The 14,280-nt window shown below is 72.9% G+C and carries 14 protein-coding genes; 9 read left to right on the top strand and 5 right to left on the bottom strand.

Going from position 1 to position 14,280, the window contains the following annotated elements:
- Positions 1–206: 206 nt before the first annotated feature.
- The 3 genes from E1269_RS32320 to E1269_RS16705 all read left to right on the top strand — a co-directional run bounded on the left by E1269_RS32320 (position 207) and on the right by E1269_RS16705 (position 2,483).
- On the top strand, positions 207–344 hold the full coding sequence (locus E1269_RS32320) for a hypothetical protein (protein ID WP_162606457.1): 138 nt from the start codon (positions 207–209) through the stop codon (positions 342–344).
- Between the two features lie 79 nt (positions 345–423).
- Entirely contained in the window at positions 424–1,440 is a 1,017-nt protein-coding gene (locus E1269_RS16710) for an NAD-dependent epimerase/dehydratase family protein (RefSeq protein ID WP_131896526.1), read from the top strand.
- Positions 1,440–2,483 carry a dihydrodipicolinate synthase family protein gene (locus E1269_RS16705; RefSeq protein WP_131896524.1) on the top strand — a complete coding sequence of 348 codons (1,044 nt, stop codon included), beginning with the start codon at positions 1,440–1,442 and terminating at the stop codon, positions 2,481–2,483. The genes E1269_RS16710 and E1269_RS16705 overlap by 1 nt, the downstream gene beginning before the upstream one ends.
- Here E1269_RS16705 and E1269_RS16700 read toward each other — a convergent pair.
- Positions 2,480–3,709: a response regulator gene (locus E1269_RS16700; RefSeq protein ID WP_131896522.1), complete on the bottom strand. Its 1,230-nt coding sequence runs from the start codon at positions 3,707–3,709 to the stop codon at positions 2,480–2,482. The two genes, E1269_RS16705 and E1269_RS16700, sit on opposite strands and share 4 nt — an antisense overlap.
- A gap of 81 nt (positions 3,710–3,790) precedes the next feature.
- Between E1269_RS16700 and E1269_RS16695 the strand changes: the two genes are divergently transcribed.
- The 3 genes from E1269_RS16695 to E1269_RS16685 are packed head-to-tail and all read left to right on the top strand — an operon-like array spanning position 3,791 to position 6,494.
- Positions 3,791–5,038 carry a DegT/DnrJ/EryC1/StrS family aminotransferase gene (locus E1269_RS16695; protein ID WP_203433759.1) on the top strand — a complete coding sequence of 416 codons (1,248 nt, stop codon included), beginning with the start codon at positions 3,791–3,793 and terminating at the stop codon, positions 5,036–5,038.
- Complete coding sequence (locus E1269_RS16690; protein WP_131896518.1) at positions 5,035–5,763, top strand: hypothetical protein; 729 nt, start codon at positions 5,035–5,037, stop codon at positions 5,761–5,763. The genes E1269_RS16695 and E1269_RS16690 overlap by 4 nt, the downstream gene beginning before the upstream one ends.
- The gene (locus E1269_RS16685) at positions 5,760–6,494 is read left to right on the top strand and encodes an amidohydrolase family protein (RefSeq protein ID WP_131896516.1); all 735 of its coding nucleotides are present in this window, start codon (positions 5,760–5,762) and stop codon (positions 6,492–6,494) included. The genes E1269_RS16690 and E1269_RS16685 overlap by 4 nt, the downstream gene beginning before the upstream one ends.
- Before the next feature lie 21 nt (positions 6,495–6,515).
- Here the strand turns inward: E1269_RS16685 and thyX are convergent, their stop codons facing one another.
- Together thyX and E1269_RS32315 are read right to left on the bottom strand one after the other, a co-directional pair.
- Positions 6,516–7,301 (bottom strand): FAD-dependent thymidylate synthase, encoded by a 786-nt coding sequence (thyX, locus tag E1269_RS16680; RefSeq protein ID WP_131896514.1) that lies wholly within the window; start codon positions 7,299–7,301, stop codon positions 6,516–6,518.
- Positions 7,302–7,345: 44 nt separating this feature from the next.
- Entirely contained in the window at positions 7,346–8,092 is a 747-nt protein-coding gene (locus tag E1269_RS32315) for an NAD-dependent epimerase/dehydratase family protein (RefSeq protein ID WP_162606456.1), read from the bottom strand.
- A gap of 288 nt (positions 8,093–8,380) precedes the next feature.
- Between E1269_RS32315 and E1269_RS32310 the strand changes: the two genes are divergently transcribed.
- From E1269_RS32310 to E1269_RS16665, 3 genes are read left to right on the top strand one after another with little or no spacing between them, the layout of a single operon-like run.
- Entirely contained in the window at positions 8,381–10,834 is a 2,454-nt protein-coding gene (locus E1269_RS32310) for a hypothetical protein (RefSeq protein ID WP_162606455.1), read from the top strand.
- 34 nt (positions 10,835–10,868) lie between these two features.
- The gene (locus E1269_RS16670) at positions 10,869–11,819 is read left to right on the top strand and encodes a dihydrodipicolinate synthase family protein (RefSeq protein WP_131896512.1); all 951 of its coding nucleotides are present in this window, start codon (positions 10,869–10,871) and stop codon (positions 11,817–11,819) included.
- Between the two features lie 36 nt (positions 11,820–11,855).
- Positions 11,856–13,202, top strand: coding sequence for a replication-associated recombination protein A (locus E1269_RS16665; protein ID WP_131896510.1), 1,347 nt, complete (start codon positions 11,856–11,858; stop codon positions 13,200–13,202).
- Positions 13,203–13,208: 6 nt separating this feature from the next.
- On the opposite strand, the gene E1269_RS16660 is transcribed toward E1269_RS16665, so the two are convergent.
- Positions 13,209–14,063 carry a Gfo/Idh/MocA family oxidoreductase gene (locus E1269_RS16660; protein ID WP_131896508.1) on the bottom strand — a complete coding sequence of 285 codons (855 nt, stop codon included), beginning with the start codon at positions 14,061–14,063 and terminating at the stop codon, positions 13,209–13,211.
- Positions 14,064–14,093: 30 nt separating this feature from the next.
- A partial coding sequence (locus tag E1269_RS32305; protein ID WP_203433757.1) for a hypothetical protein occupies positions 14,094–14,280 on the bottom strand: 187 nt, incomplete at its 5' end.

Below are 14,280 nucleotides of genomic sequence, written 5' to 3'. Positions count from 1 at the left end.
GGGGATCCTGCTGAACACCGTCCGCACCGGCATCGCGATCGGAGCGGCACCGACCTACGGACGCAGCCGAAGAGCCACTTATAGCCATAGATGCGACAAAGTCCAGGCCTGTTGTCCCTCACTCTGAGACTTTCGCTTGCGCATGGCCCGGGACCGTGACTGATCATGGTCATAAGCGTTGTCCCACCACACTGGCAGGAGTGGCGATGGGTCAGAAGCTGGGTAAGAGGTTCATGGTCGCGTTCGGGCTGGGCTTGGTGCTGGCCCTGATCTTCGACCATTCGGCCGCGGGTTTCGCCGTGGGATTCGCCATCGTCTTCGGGGCCGGTCTGGCCGCGGACTGAGGCCCTTTCCTCGTACCTTGACATCCGCACCCGCGACAAAATACGGTCTAGACCGTAACTGGGTCGAAGGAGGGTGCGGGTGCACAGCATCGAGGAGCTGGACGAGCGGTTGTCACGGCCGCGGCCGGCGTTGGTGGCGGACCTGCGCCGGCTGGAGGGCGACATCGTCGTCCTCGGTGCCAGCGGCAAGCTGGGGGTGAGCCTGGTCCGGCTGGCCGTCCGCGCGGTCGAGGAGGCCGGCACGAAGGCACGGGTCACCGCGGTGTCGCGGTTCAGCGCACCGGGCTCGCGCGCGGCCATGGAGGCCACCGGCGCCGAGGTCGTGGCCGCTGACGTCGGCGACGACGCCGCCCTGGCCGCACTGCCCGAGGCCGCGAACGTCGTCTACCTCGTCGGCGCCAAGTTCGGCACCGACGGCAACGAGGCCGGCACCTGGGAGACCAACGTCTACCTGCCGGGACGGGTCGCCCGCCGCTACACCGGCTCCCGCATCAGCGCACTGTCCACCGGCAACGTGTACCCGCTGGTCGACGTCGGCACCGGCGGCGCCACCGAGGACACCCCGCCCGGTCCGGTGGGGGAGTACGCCATGTCGTGCCTGGGTCGCGAGCGCGTTCTGCAGGCGGCCTCCCAGCGCTACGGCACCGCGATGGCGATCATCCGGCTCAACTACGCCGTCGAGATGCGCTACGGCGTCCTCGTCGACCTCGCGCAGACCATCGCTGCTGGCGACCCGGTCGACCTGACCACCGGCCACGCCAACGTCGTCTGGCAGGGCTACGCCAACGAGGTGACGCTGCGCTCCCTGCTGCACGCCTCGAGCCCGCCGTTCGTGCTCAACCTCTCCGGACCCGAGACGCTGTCGATCCGCCAGGTCGCCACCGACCTGGCCGCCGAGCTGGGCGAGCCGGTGACCTTCGCGGGTGAGCCGGCGCCGACGTCGCTGCTGTCCAACGCCGCGCGCTGCCACGGGCTGTTCGGCTACCCCGACGTCACCGTGCCCGAGCTGGTCCAGGCGACCGCGCGGTGGGTGCGTGCAGGCCTGCCCACGCTCGGCAAACCGACCAAGTTCCAGCAGCGTGACGGGAAGTTCTGATGACCATCTCCGCCCTGGAGCGGTTCCGGGCCGGTGGCGTCATCCCGGCCCACCCGCTCGCCCTCGACGAGGACCGCAAGCTCGACGAGCGCCGCCAGCGGGCGCTGGCCCGCTACTACATCGAGGCCGGAGCCGCCGGTCTGGCCGTCGCCGTCCACACCACGCAGTTCGCGGTGCACGAGCCCGGTCGCGGCCTGCTGGCCCCGGTCCTGGAGCTGGCGGCCAGCGTCGCCGACGAGTACCCGCGGCAGCGCCCGGTCCTGGTGGCCGGCGTCGTCGGGCGCGCCGAGCAGGCGGTCGCCGAGGCGGAGCTGGCCGCGGGGCTCGGCTACGACCTGGCACTCCTCACGCCGTACGGCGTCGGCGACGCGAGCGAGGACGAGCTCATCGAGCGTGCGCGGGCGGTCGGCGAGGTGCTGCCCGTCATCGGCTTCTACCTGCAGCCGGCCGTCGGCGGCCGGCTGCTCAGCCGGTCGTTCTGGCGGCGGCTGGCCGAGCTGCCCTCCGTCGTCGGCATCAAGGTGGCGCCCTTCGACCGCTACGCCACCCTCGAGGTGATCCACGGCGTGGCAGGCTCCGGCCGCGCCGGCGAGATCGCCCTCTACACCGGCAACGACGACCACATCGTCACCGACCTGGTCACCACGTACCGGGTGGACGGGCAGGAGCTGACGCTGGTCGGCGGCCTGCTCGGCCAGTGGGCGGTATGGGTGCGCGGCGCGGTCGAGACCCTCGCGGCCGCCGCCCGGGCCCGGGCCGGCGACGACGCGGCGCTGCGCGAGCTGCTCAAGCTCAACCCGGTGCTCACAGACGCCAACGCGGCCATTTTCGACGCCGCCAACGCCTTCCGCGGCTGCGTTCCCGGCATCCACGAGGTGCTGCGCCGGCAGGGGCTGCTGGCCGGGGTGTGGTGCCTGGAGGAGCACGAGGTGCTCTCGCCAGGGCAGCTGGCCGAGATCGACCGCGTCTGGGAGGCCTACCCGCAGCTGCGCGACGACGACTTCATCGCCGCGCGACTGGACCGCTGGCTCGAGCGCCGTTAGAGGCTGACCCGGTACAGCGTCAGCGGACGGCCGATGGTTCCGGAGTCGAGGCTGCCCGAGCGCTCCGCACACCCGGCCAGCTCCAGCCGCTGGAGCATCCGCCGGGCCGTGCGCAGCTGTACGCCCAGCCCGTCGGCGATGTCGCGGGTGGTCAGCGGCCGGTCGCCGTTGGCGGAGGTGATCTCGCGTAGCCGGTCGAGCGTGGCCACCGACAGGCCCACCCGGCTCGCCACGACCGCCCGGCTCTGCTCCGACACCGGCCCCTGCGCCGGCGCGACGACCTCGAGCAGGATGTCGACGTCGTTGCGCGACGACACCACCGCCGCGACGTCGCCGTGGTTGCGCGCCCGGGCGAGTGCCCGGCGGGCCAGCCGTTCGGCCTCCGCGCCGCTGTGCCCCAGGCCGAAGCCGATGCGGGCGATGTCGTGGCGCTGGCCAAGCCGGTGCAGCAGGGGCAGCGCCGTGAACCCGTGCGACGCGTCGTGCAGCGGCCCGCGGGTGGTGACGATCAGCGACATGGTGTCGGAGTACCGCGACAGCGACCCGCCGAGCATGCCCACCTCGCGGGCGAGGTCGGGGCCAGCCGCACCGGCCGGGCCGAGCTCGACCAGCCCCAGCGCCACCTGCGCGTCCTCCTGGATCTGGCTGCTGGCCGTGAGGAGCAGTTGGCGCAGCGCCGCCCGCACCGACTGCGGCGAGGGCGCCAGCCGGAACACCGGCAGCTCGCCAGCGAGCTCGTCGTGGACCGACGCCAAACAGGTGACGGCGACGGCGCCGGGATGGCGGGCGGCGTGACGACGGTGGAACGCGGCCATGTCCGCGGCGGTGGCGCCGGGCCGGTACGGCAGGGTGCGGACCCCGTCGGTCGGCACTCCGGCCTCGGCGAGGGTGTCGTCCACCTGCGCGGTGTCGAGGGTGTCGACCGACAACGCGGTGACGTCGGCACCGTCGCGCAGCAGCCGAACCAGCGCCTGCAGCAGCGTGGAGCCGCTGTAGTCGACGAACGACGCGGGCCGGGTCAGCGCGTCGTGTGCGATGGTGTAGGGGACGATGCCGGTGAACAGCCAGGCGTCGACGCCGGACGCGTGGGTGGTGACGAGGCCGGGTGCCTGCGTCTCGTGGTCGTAGTCGAACCGGTGCACGCGCACGCCGGCCTGCTCCTCGCAGACGGCCGCGACGCTGTCGACCAGGTCATGCGGGCCGACGACGCCGATCGAGGTGTCCATGGCACCACTGTAGCCAGCCCACCAGAGTTTCGGGGGGGACCGATACGATGTGCTTGAGTCGAGAAGGAGCTGACCCTGACCGTGGACGTCCTGGCGATCGACGGCGGCAGCCCGGTCCGGCCAGCCGGCCGGCCCCTGCCGGCGGTCACTGAACCCACCGGCCGCACCTTGGGCGCGGAGGAGGAGGCCGCGGTGCTCCGGGTGCTTCGCAGCGGCATGCTCTCCGGCGTCTGGGGGAGCGAAGTACCCGCCCTGACGACGGAGTTCGCCCAGCTCGTGGGCGCGCGGCACGCCGTCGCCTGCACCAGCGGCACCGCGGCGCTGCACCTGGCCGTCGCCGTCGTCGACCCCGACCCCGGCGACGAGATCATCGTGCCGCCCATCTCCGACATGGGCACCGTCGCGCCGGTCATCGCGCAGAACGCCGTCCCGGTGTTCGCGGACGTCGAGCCCGGAACCGGCAACCTGGACCCGTCATCGGTGGCGGCGCTGATCGGGCCGCGCACCCGGGCCGTCATCGCGGTGCACCTGTTCGGCAAGCCGGCCGCGGTCGAGGAGCTGCGGGCCATCACCGACCGGGCCGGCATCACGCTGATCGAGGACTGCGCCCAGGCCTACCTCGCGCGGGTGCGCCCACATGATCCGGACGGGCCCCTGGTGGGCACCGTCGGCCAGCTCGGCTGCTTCAGCCTGCAGCAGTACAAGCACATCACCACCGGAGACGGCGGCCTGGTCACCACCGACGACCCGGAGCTGGCCCGCCGGATGCGCCGGTTCGCCGACAAGGGCTGGCCGCGCGAGAGCGGCGAGCGAGCCTACCTGTCCTTCGCCCTGAACTACCGGATGACCGAACTGGTCGCGGCGGTCGCGCGCGAGCAGCTGCGCAAGCTGCCCGGCGTCGTCGCACGCCGGCGCGCCTGCGCCGCGGACGCGACCAAACGGCTGGCCGGCCTGGACGGCCTGACCCTGCCCCCCGACGACGGCGACCACGTGTACTGGTATTACCCGCTGCTGGTCGACGGGCTCTCTAGGTCCGGCATGGCGCGCTACGCCGCGGCGTTGACCGCCGAGGGTGTGCCATCGGTCGCCGGCTACCTGTCCCGGCCGCTGTACGCCGAGCCGGTGCTGCGCGAGGCCCGCACGTACGGCTCGTCCGGCTTCCCACTGCGCGGTCGCGCCACGTACCCCGACGGGTTGTGCCCAGTGGCCGAGGATCTGCTCTACCGTCGGCTGGTGGTCGTGCCGTGGAACGAGAACTACACCGCCGCCGACGTCGACGACATCGTCGCGGCCATCGCGAAGGTGCACGCCGAGGTGATGCCGTCGTGACCGAGGCGCCGGCCCGGCCGATCCTCGACTGCGACCTGCTGGTCGGCCGCGACATCGCGACGGCCCGCCGGGTGCGCCCGGACGAGCTGGCCGCGACGCTGGCCGGCGTGGGCATCGGCGGCGGCCTCGTCGGGTCGCTGCGCGCGCTGCTGTTCGACGCGCCCAGCGGCAACGACGAGGCCGCCGCGGCCGCCGCCGACCACGGCTGGTGGGCCGCCGCCGGCGTCGACCTGCGTGACCCGCTGACCGCAGTGGCCGAGGTGGAACGGGCCGCCGCGGCCGGCGTGCGCGCCATCCGGCTGGCCCCCGGCCGCCAGGAGGTCCCGGCGACGGTGCCCGGCCTGCGTGCCGTCGTCGCCGCCGCCGTCGGCCACGGCCTGCTGGTGCTGACCGAGGGCGACGCCCGGCTGGTCGGCTCCGCCCTGCGCGGGCTCGGCGCGCGCGTCGTCTTCCTCGACGCGCACTTCTACCACCTCGGAGACTTCGTCCTGCTGGCCCGCGAGGAGCCCGGCTACCACGCCTCGACCCGGCTGCTGGGCAACCCCGACGGCTGGGAACGGCTGACCGGCGAGGTCGGCGCGGAGCGGCTGGTGTTCGGCAGCCGGCCCGGCTGGTTCGAGGCGTCGGCGGTGCTGGCCAGGATGGACACCGCGCGGCTGACCGCGTCGGAGCTGGACTTGGTGGCGGGGGAGAACCTGCGCCAGCTGCTGGAGGTGGCGTCGTGATCATCGACGTGCACGGGCACTGGGGGCCCTGGTTCTTCTCCACCGACGTCGGCGACGCCGCAGAGAACCTGCGGGTCATGGACGCCTACGGCATCGACCTCCAGCTGGTGTCGGCCGTCGAGGCGGTCGTCTACGACCCGTCGAGCGGCAACGAGGCCCTCGTCCCCGTGCTGCGCGCGCAGCCGCGGCTGCGCGGGCTGCTGGTGATCGACCCACGGGAGCCGGACCTGGCCGCCCGGCAGCTGGCGGAGCTGCTGCCGACGGGGCTGTTCGTCGGCGCGAAGATCCACACCCACTACGCCCGCACGCCCGGCGGCGCGCCGGCCATGGCCGAGGCGCTGGCGCTGCTGGCCGCGCACGACCTGCCCGCCTTGGTGCACACCTGGGGCGAGGAGATCATCGGGCTGGCCGACGTGGTCGCCGAGGTCGCCGGCGCGCGGGTGGTCGCCGCACACCTGGGCGGGCCGGCCTGGCCGCTCGTCCCGTTCGCCGCCGAGCGCACCGACCGGCTGTGGTTCGAGCCGTGCTGGTCGACGCCGGCGGCCGGGCGGGTGCGGTGGGTGCTCGACCGCATCGGCGCGCACCGGCTGATGTTCGGCAGCGACGCCACCCTCATCGACCCGTCGGTGACGCTGGCGGCGGTGCGTGCGGCCGCGCTGACCCCGGACGAGGAGGAGCTCGTCATGTGGCGCAACGCCGCCGAGGTCTTCGGCCTCCCCGGCCCGGAGTGACGTGGGCGGCGTCAGGCCCTCTCAGACCTTGCGCCAGCCGGGGACCCAGGAGCCGTTCTCGACGGTGTAGTCGCCGAACAGCGCCGGCGCCTCCTTGACCATGATCTCGCCGACCTTGCCGAGGATGAGGCGGATCTCCTCCTCCGCGCCTGGTGCGGTGCGGTTCTCGATGACGTGCCGCAGCGTGCGCACGTTGGCCGTCCACACCATCCCGGTGGCCAGCCCTTCGGGCGCGAAGCGGCGCATGAAGGACGTCTTGGCCTTCTTCTCGCCGAACTTCACGCCCTGCTCGTCGAGGCCGAAGTGGTCGGCCATCCAGTGCTGGAAATCCTCCAGCTGCTGCAGCAGCCCCGTCGCGCGTTCCATCAGCTCCTGATCGTCGCGGGCCCAGCCGGGGAACCAGAACGGGAGGTCGTCGAGGCGGACGAAGCGCAGCGACTCCTGCGACACCGCGACGCCGGCCCGGTGTCGCACCAGCTCGTGGGTGGCCACCCGGCTGACGTTGTGCAGGATGAAGGAGAAGTTCACGTGCTCCAGCACCGAGCCGTGCGCGCTGGCCAGGATGTTGCGCAGGTACTCCGACTGGTCGGTGCGGATGCGGCTGACGTTGGGGTTCAGCCCGGGCTCCCAGGACCGGTAGCAGATACGCCCGGCGAACTCGGCGAGATTCTGCGCGTCGTCGAGGTCACCGCGGTCGACTCGTTCCAGCCAGTTCTCACCGCCGACGTCGGCGAGGTAGCGGGCCACCTCGTCGTAGTCGAAATCGGGACGGGCGATCAGGTGAACTTCGGGTTCGACGGTGCGCACGGCGGCCTCCAGATGTCTCGCTGCCCAGTCTGCCAGCCGGGGACTCAGGGAACGCGTACCGGCTGCCAGCCGAGCACGTCCGGCGTGTCGTCGGGGACGACGGAGACGCCGGCGACGTCGGCGGTCACGGTGAACGCGCGGTACGGCCCGCGGTAGTCCAGCGCCCGGTCGATCGCGGCGGCCAGGTCGCTGGTGGCCAGCGACGTGATGGCGGCCTTCCGGTCGCGCATGGTCATGATGCGCGGCGCCCCGCCCTCGGGGGAGCGCCACAGCGGCCAGTCCTCGTCCGGCGTGGGGTAGGTCAGCCGCAGCGAGCAGGCCGCCAGGCCGAGGCCCGGCGTCAGGGCGGCGACCACCTGCTCGCCCAGTCGTTTGGTCAGCCCGTACGGCGCGGTGGCGTCCGGGGTGGCGGTGGCCGGGTCGATGGGCTCGTGGCTGTAGCGCTCGAACACCGACATGGTGCTGATGTGGACGAACGAGCGCACCCCTGCGGCGTCCGCGAGCGACAGCGCCAGGTGCAGCGACCCGACGTTGACCTCGAACGCGGTGCGGTTGGCGACCGGGTCGTACCCCTTCGCCCGCGGGATGGCGGCGGCCATGTGCACGACGCCGTCGATGCCCTTCATCGCGGGTCCGACGTCGTCGGGGGAACGCGCGTCACCGGCGACCCACGTGACCCCGTCGGCCTCAACCGGGCGCGGGTCGAGCACCCGCACCGTATGCCGGTCGGTCAGGTGCGGGACGGTGTGGCTGCCGACCATGCCGGAGCCGCCGATCACCAGGACGTGCATGCGGCCATCCCTTTCGCGAAGCGTCGTGCCCGGACCCGGGCGGTCACAGCGTCGCACACTGGCCGCTGCGCGAGCCTCTGACCCGGTTGGGCACTCCGTCGTCGGTCGGCTGCTCGGCGTTGTCGGTGCAGGCCAGGGCGGGAGCTGACCGGAGGGTACCGAGACCTGAGGTATCGGGGAAGACCGTAATTGCGAACGCTCGTGACCCTTGCCACGGTTTAGGCGTAGCTGCCAGGATGGCCCCATAACGGGGTGGGCCGAAATGGGCACGCCGATGAGGAGGCCTCCATGAGGCAGCACCGATCGTCGCTGGTGGCAATGGTCGTCGCAGCCGTGGTCGTGATGGGTGCGGTGCCGGCACCGTCCGCGTCGGCACCGTCCGCGTCGGCACCGTCCGCGCAGGCGCCGGTCGTCGGAGCCGAGGAGTCCCTGGGCTATCCGATCGAGAGCCGGGTGCTCTCGCAGGACCAGTCCCAGGGCGTCGACGCCGAGGGCCGGCCGCAGGCGTACTGGGTGACCGCCGGCAACGACGAGACGCCGGGCATGTTCCAGGCCACCGACCTGCGCAGCGGCGAGGTCGTCTTCGCCGAGCGGCTCCCGTCCGGGATCAACAGCTGGGCCAGTACCTTCAACACCGTCGACGGCACGGTCTACTTCGCCATGACCGAGGGGGAGATGTACTCCTGGACGCCGGGCGACGACGCGGTGACGTCGCTGGGCGTGCCGTTCCCCGGCGAGGGTATCTGGCGGCTGGCCGCGGCGCCGGACGGCATCGTCTACGGCGGCACGTACCCCGGCGGCGAGCTGATCTCGTACGACCCCGCCACCGGCGAGTTCACCAACCACGGCCAGGCGGTGCCGGGGGAGACGTACGCCCGGTCCCTCGCGGTGGACGAGCAGAGCGTGTGGATCGGCACCCAGCCGCGGGCGAAGCTGACCCGGTTCGACCGCGCCACCGGCACGTTCGAGCAGGTCACGCTGCCCGAGCAGTACGCGACCCATGAGGTCGTCTACGACATGACGCTGGCCCGCGACTACCTGCTGCTGCGTGTCCAGCCCTCCAACGACCTGCTCGTGTACGACACCGTCACCGGCGAGTTCGTGAACATCGTGCCGGGCATCTCCGGCCGGGCGATCTCGACGCCGGATCCGGCGGGCAAGCGCGTCTACTTCCGCATCGCCTCCGCCGGGATCGTCGCCTACGACCTGGACACGCACACGTACGCACCGGTCGGCTGGGGTCCCAACGCGTTCCCCGGCACCTGGGCGTGGGTCGACATGGACCACCCGGACTTCCCGGGGCTGTCGCTGGCGATGACCTACTACTACGGGCGCATCTACATCTGGAACCCGGAGACGAAGCAGGCCGCGTACATCGGTGAGGGCGACCTCGAGGGCGCCCCGAACCTCATCACGACCCTGGGCAGCGGCCCGGACGGCGCGGTCTACGTCGGCGCGTTCCTGTCCCCGCCGGGGATGGCCCGCTTCGACCCCGACGACGACTCGACGAGTCTGCTCGCCGGCGCCGGGCAGGTCGAGGGCTTCGGGACGTACGGCGACCACCTCGTGTACGGCCGGTACCCCAACGCAGGCCTGCTGGACTTCGACACCACCCAGCCGTGGAGCATGGGCACCAACCCGGGCCCGGCCGCGTCCATCGCCGACGAGCAGGACCGCCCGCAGGCCTTCGTCGAGGTCGACGGCGTGATGGCGGTCGGCAGCGTGCCGAAGTCCGGCCGGCTGGGCGGCGCGCTGAGCCTCTGGGATCCGGCCACCGGCGAGGTGGTGACGCATCGCGACGTCGTTCCCGACCAGAGCGTGGTGTCGCTGGCCGAACGCGACGGGCTCGTCTACGGCGGGACCTCGGTCAACGGCGGCTACGGCATCGACCCCGTGGCCACCGAGGCCGAGCTGTTCGTCGCCGACCCGGCCACCGGCGACGTGCTGCACCGCGTCGTGCCCGTGCCCGGCGGCAAGGCCGTCAACGGCCTGACGTTCGACGCCGACGGCACGCTGTGGGGTGTCTCCGACGGGACGCTGTTCACCTACGACCTGGCCACGAACACCGTCACCCGCGCCGAGCAGCTCTTCCCGCGCGGCAGCAACATGTACGGCCACGACCGGCAGCTGACCTTCCACGAGGACGGCCACCTCTACGTCACCAGCTCCGGCAGCCTGTGGCGGATCGACCCAGAGACCTGGGCCGTGCGCGAGCTGGCCTCGTCCGGCGTCGGGTCGCTGGCCATGGACGGCGACGGCGACCTCTACTACGCCCGCGGCGCGGCACTGTATCGGTGGAACTTCGCGCTGCAGCCGGAGCCGGCGTGCGACGTGACGGTGACCGGGTCGCATGCGGGGCCGTTGGTGGTGTCCGAGGGCACGACGTGTCTGGATGGTGCCGCGGTGAGTGGGCCTGTGCAGGTGAGTCCGGGTGCGGTGCTGGTGGCGTCGGAGTCGACGGTGTCCGGTCCGGTGCGTGCGGTGGGTGCCGGTGGCGTGAAGATCGTTGCGGTGACGGTGTCCGGCCCGGTGTCGGTGACCGGCAGCGTGGGCGCGGTGTCGATCACGGGTTCGACGGTGCACGGTCCGGTGTCGTTGCGTGACAACACCGGCGGCACGACGGTGTCGGGCAACACCGTCGGCGGTCCGCTGGCGTGTGGCGGCAACGATCCGGCACCGGTGATGGACGAGCCCAACGACGTCGACGGCCCGGCGACCGGCCAGTGCGCGGCCCCGGGCTGACGATCGGCGGGTGCCGACTGGATACCCTTCATCGGTGGCGAACTCTCGGGACGTGGCGGAGCTGACCGGGCGGCTGCGGTGGTCTCTGGTGGCCGCCGCGGCGACGCCGATGCGGTCGGAGGGAACTACCGACGCGGACGTCTGCGACGCCTACTTCCGTCATCTCGTCCGCTCCGGCGCCAACGCTCTGGCGGTGGCGGCGCACACCGGCCGCGGCGCCTGGCTCGACGTCGGCACCAAGGTCGAGCTGGTGCGCCGCGCCGCCGCGATCGGGGTGCCGGTGGTCGCCGGCGTCGGCGGCAGCACCGACGGCGAGGCCGCCGACCTGGAATGGGCCGGCGCGGCCGCGGGCGCCGGAGCGGACGCCCTGCTCGTCGTCCCGCCCGCGGACCTCGACGCCGACGCCGTCGTCGCCCACTACGACCTGGTGTGGGAGACCAGCGGGCTGCCGCTCGTCGCGTTCGACCTGTACTCCCACCCGTTCCCAGCCACTGTGCTCGCTCGGGTGCTGGAGCATCCGGGGGTGGCCGCGTTCAAGCCGGCCCGGCTGTACGACGCGGTCGCCTGCCAGGAGGGCATCGCGGCGGCGCGGGCGCGTGGCCGCCTGGTGCTGACCGGCGAGGACCGCATGCTGGGCGCGTCGCTGATGTGGGGCGCGGAAGGCGCGCTGGTCGGAATCGCCGCGGCCGCGGTGCAGGTGACCGTGGCCGCGGTGGAGACGTTCGCGTCGGCGGTGCACACGTCGGCGCGCGATGCCGCGGCCCGGTTCCTCGAGGTGTCCGCCATCGTCGACGAGCTGGCCCGGGTCACGTTCCGTCCGCCGTATGACGGCTACGTGCAGCGGATGCTGTGGCTGGCCGCCGACGAGGGCGCCATCCCGGACGAGTACGCCGTCGACCCCTACCGCCCGGCCGAGCTCGACGACGCCGAACGCGACGAGGTGGTCCGGGTGGTCCGCCAGTGCCTCGACCAGGTCCGCCGGTGAAGTCGGCTGTCGGACCGGCCGCGTAGGGTCGCACCCATGGAGCAGGAGGGTCTGTTCGGCGGCGCGGCGCCGGCGGTGCCGGTCGGCTCGCTGTCCGGGGCGGACGACGACGTCGCCGGCAAGCCGCTGGCGGTGCGGATGCGCCCGCGCACGCTCGACGAGATCGTCGGCCAGCAGCACCTGCTCGGTGCCGGCACCCCGTTGCGCCGGCTGGTCGAGGAGGACCAGCCGATGTCACTGGTGCTGTGGGGGCCGCCGGGCACCGGCAAGACGACGCTCGCGTACGTGGTGAGCCGGGCCACCAAGCGCCGGTTCGTCGAGTTGTCCGCCGTCACGGCCGGCGTCAAGGACGTGCGGTCGGTCATCGACGCAGCCCGGCGCGAGCTGGTGCGTTCGGGCACCGGCACGGTCCTGTTCGTCGACGAGGTGCACCGCTTCTCCAAGACCCAGCAGGACGCGCTGCTGCCGGGGGTGGAGAACCGCTGGGTGTCGCTGGTCGCGGCGACTACCGAGAACCCGTACTTCGCACTGATCAACCCGCTGTTGTCGCGGTCACTCCTGCTGACGCTGGAGCCGCTGGACGACGACTCCGTCGCCGAGGTCATGCGCCGGGCGCTGGCCGAGGAGCGCGGCCTGGGCGGCGCGATCACCATCGACGACGACGCCCACGACCACCTGCTCCGGCTTGCCGGCGGCGACGCTCGGCGGGCGCTGACGTACCTGGAGGCCGCGGCCGGCGGTGCCGACGGCGTCGTCACGCTGGAGGTCGCCGAGCGGGCGGTCGACCGCGCCGCGGTCCGCTACGACCGCGACGGCGACCAGCACTACGACGTCACCAGCGCCATGATCAAGTCGATCCGCGGCAGCGACGTCGACGCCGGCCTGCACTATCTGGCCCGGATGGCCGAGGCGGGGGAGGACCCCAAGTTCCTGGCCCGCCGGCTGGTGATCCTGGCCAGTGAGGACATCGGGCTGGCCGACCCGACGGCGCTGCAGACGGCGGTGGCCGGTGCGCAGGCCGTGCAGCTCATCGGCTGGCCGGAGGCGCAGATCACCCTGGCGCAGGTGGTCATCGCGCTGGCGCTGGCGCCGAAGTCGAACAGCGTGGTGCGGGCGATCGGCGCGGCCGCCGGCGACGTGCGCGCGGGCCTGGCCGGCGCGGTGCCGCCGCACCTGCGCGACGCGCACTACTCCGGGTCGAAGAAGCTCGGCCACGGCACCACGTACTCCTACGCCCACGACGACCCGCGAGGCGTCGTCGAGCAGCAGTACGCGCCGGACTCGGTCATCGACAAGCAGTACTACGAGCCCGGCACCCGAGGCGCTGAGCGCGACTATGCCGAGCGGTACGCCCGGCTCCGCAAGATCGTCCGCGGCGAGTGACCGCGCCTACCGGTCCAGCTCGGCGGTGATGGCGTCGAGCACGGCGATCGGCGCGAGCAGGGCGCCGTCGTCGGCCGGTGGTGTGCCGGTCTCGACGGCGCGCAGGAACCGGTCGAGGACCGGCGCGTTGTAGTCCGGGCCGAGCGTCAGCGGATGCGCCTCGACCCCGCGGGTGCCGACGACGGTGGCGTGGAACGGCACGACGTCCGGCCCGCTGGGCGGCACGAACGTCAGCACGACGTGCACCTCGCCGAACCGGGTGGTGGCGACGACGGCGGCGCCGGTGCGCTGGACGTGCACCGGCGAGCTGGCGTCGGTGCGGGCGCCGGTGATCTGCAGCGCGGCCTCGACGTGGTGGACGCCGTAGAAGTACAGGCCCGCGTACGGGCTGGCGGGATCGGCCGGCCCGGTGACGTGGACGGCGGTGAGCGGCCCGATCCGCTCGGCGGCGGTGGCGAGGGCGGCCGTCTCCGGCACGAACCGCAGCGCCGACGCCGACACCAGCGGCACGCCGCCGCGCCGTGCGGCCGCCAAGATCGCCTCGGCGTCGGCGACCGATGCGGCCAGCGGCTTGTCGACCAGTACCGGGATGCCCGCTTCCAGCAGCGGCACCGCATCGACCCGGTGGGTGCGGCCGTCGCGGCTGGAGATGATGACGGCGTCGGCGAGGCCGCCGAGGTCGGCGGCGGACACCACGATGGTCTCGATGCCGCCGGTCTTGGCCAGGACCCTGTTGCGTTCGGAGTCGCCGCCGGCGAGCGCCACGACCCGGGCGGTCCCGTGCCGGTGCTCGACATTGAGGAACCGCACGAAGTGGTCGACGTGGCTGTTCTCCGTCCCCACGACCCCAATGCGCGTCACGGCCAGCCAGCGTACGCGCCGCCCGCTCGTTCACACCACGTTCGCGCCGAGGCCGAGTGAGTCGGGCCGGTCGGGCTGGTCGGGTGGCTCCTGCTTGGCCGGTCCGATCCGTTCGGGGGGTTTGATGTAGGTGTGGCCGGTGGGGCTGGTCCATACGGTGTTGCCGGTGGTGTCGCGGTGGACGGTCCAGCCGCCTCGGTGTTTGAGCAGGTGGTGG

The organism is Jiangella asiatica (genome assembly GCF_004349065.1).
Lineage (GTDB): Bacteria > Actinomycetota > Actinomycetes > Jiangellales > Jiangellaceae > Jiangella > Jiangella asiatica.
The sequence above is the reverse complement of the archived record's forward strand: the minus strand, read 5'-3'. Positions and strand labels throughout refer to the sequence as shown.

Excerpts from the sequence above, each read along its gene's own strand:
- E1269_RS32320 (WP_162606457.1), top strand. The coding sequence starts at position 207 with ATGGGTCAGAAGCTGGGTAAGAGGTTCATGGTCGCGTTCGGGCTGGGC.
- E1269_RS16705 (WP_131896524.1), top strand. The coding sequence starts at position 1,440 with ATGACCATCTCCGCCCTGGAGCGGTTCCGGGCCGGTGGCGTCATCCCG.
- E1269_RS16700 (WP_131896522.1), bottom strand. The coding sequence starts at position 3,709 with ATGGACACCTCGATCGGCGTCGTCGGCCCGCATGACCTGGTCGACAGC.
- E1269_RS32315 (WP_162606456.1), bottom strand. The coding sequence starts at position 8,092 with ATGCACGTCCTGGTGATCGGCGGCTCCGGCATGGTCGGCAGCCACACC.
- E1269_RS32310 (WP_162606455.1), top strand. The coding sequence starts at position 8,381 with ATGAGGCAGCACCGATCGTCGCTGGTGGCAATGGTCGTCGCAGCCGTG.
- E1269_RS16665 (WP_131896510.1), top strand. The coding sequence starts at position 11,856 with ATGGAGCAGGAGGGTCTGTTCGGCGGCGCGGCGCCGGCGGTGCCGGTC.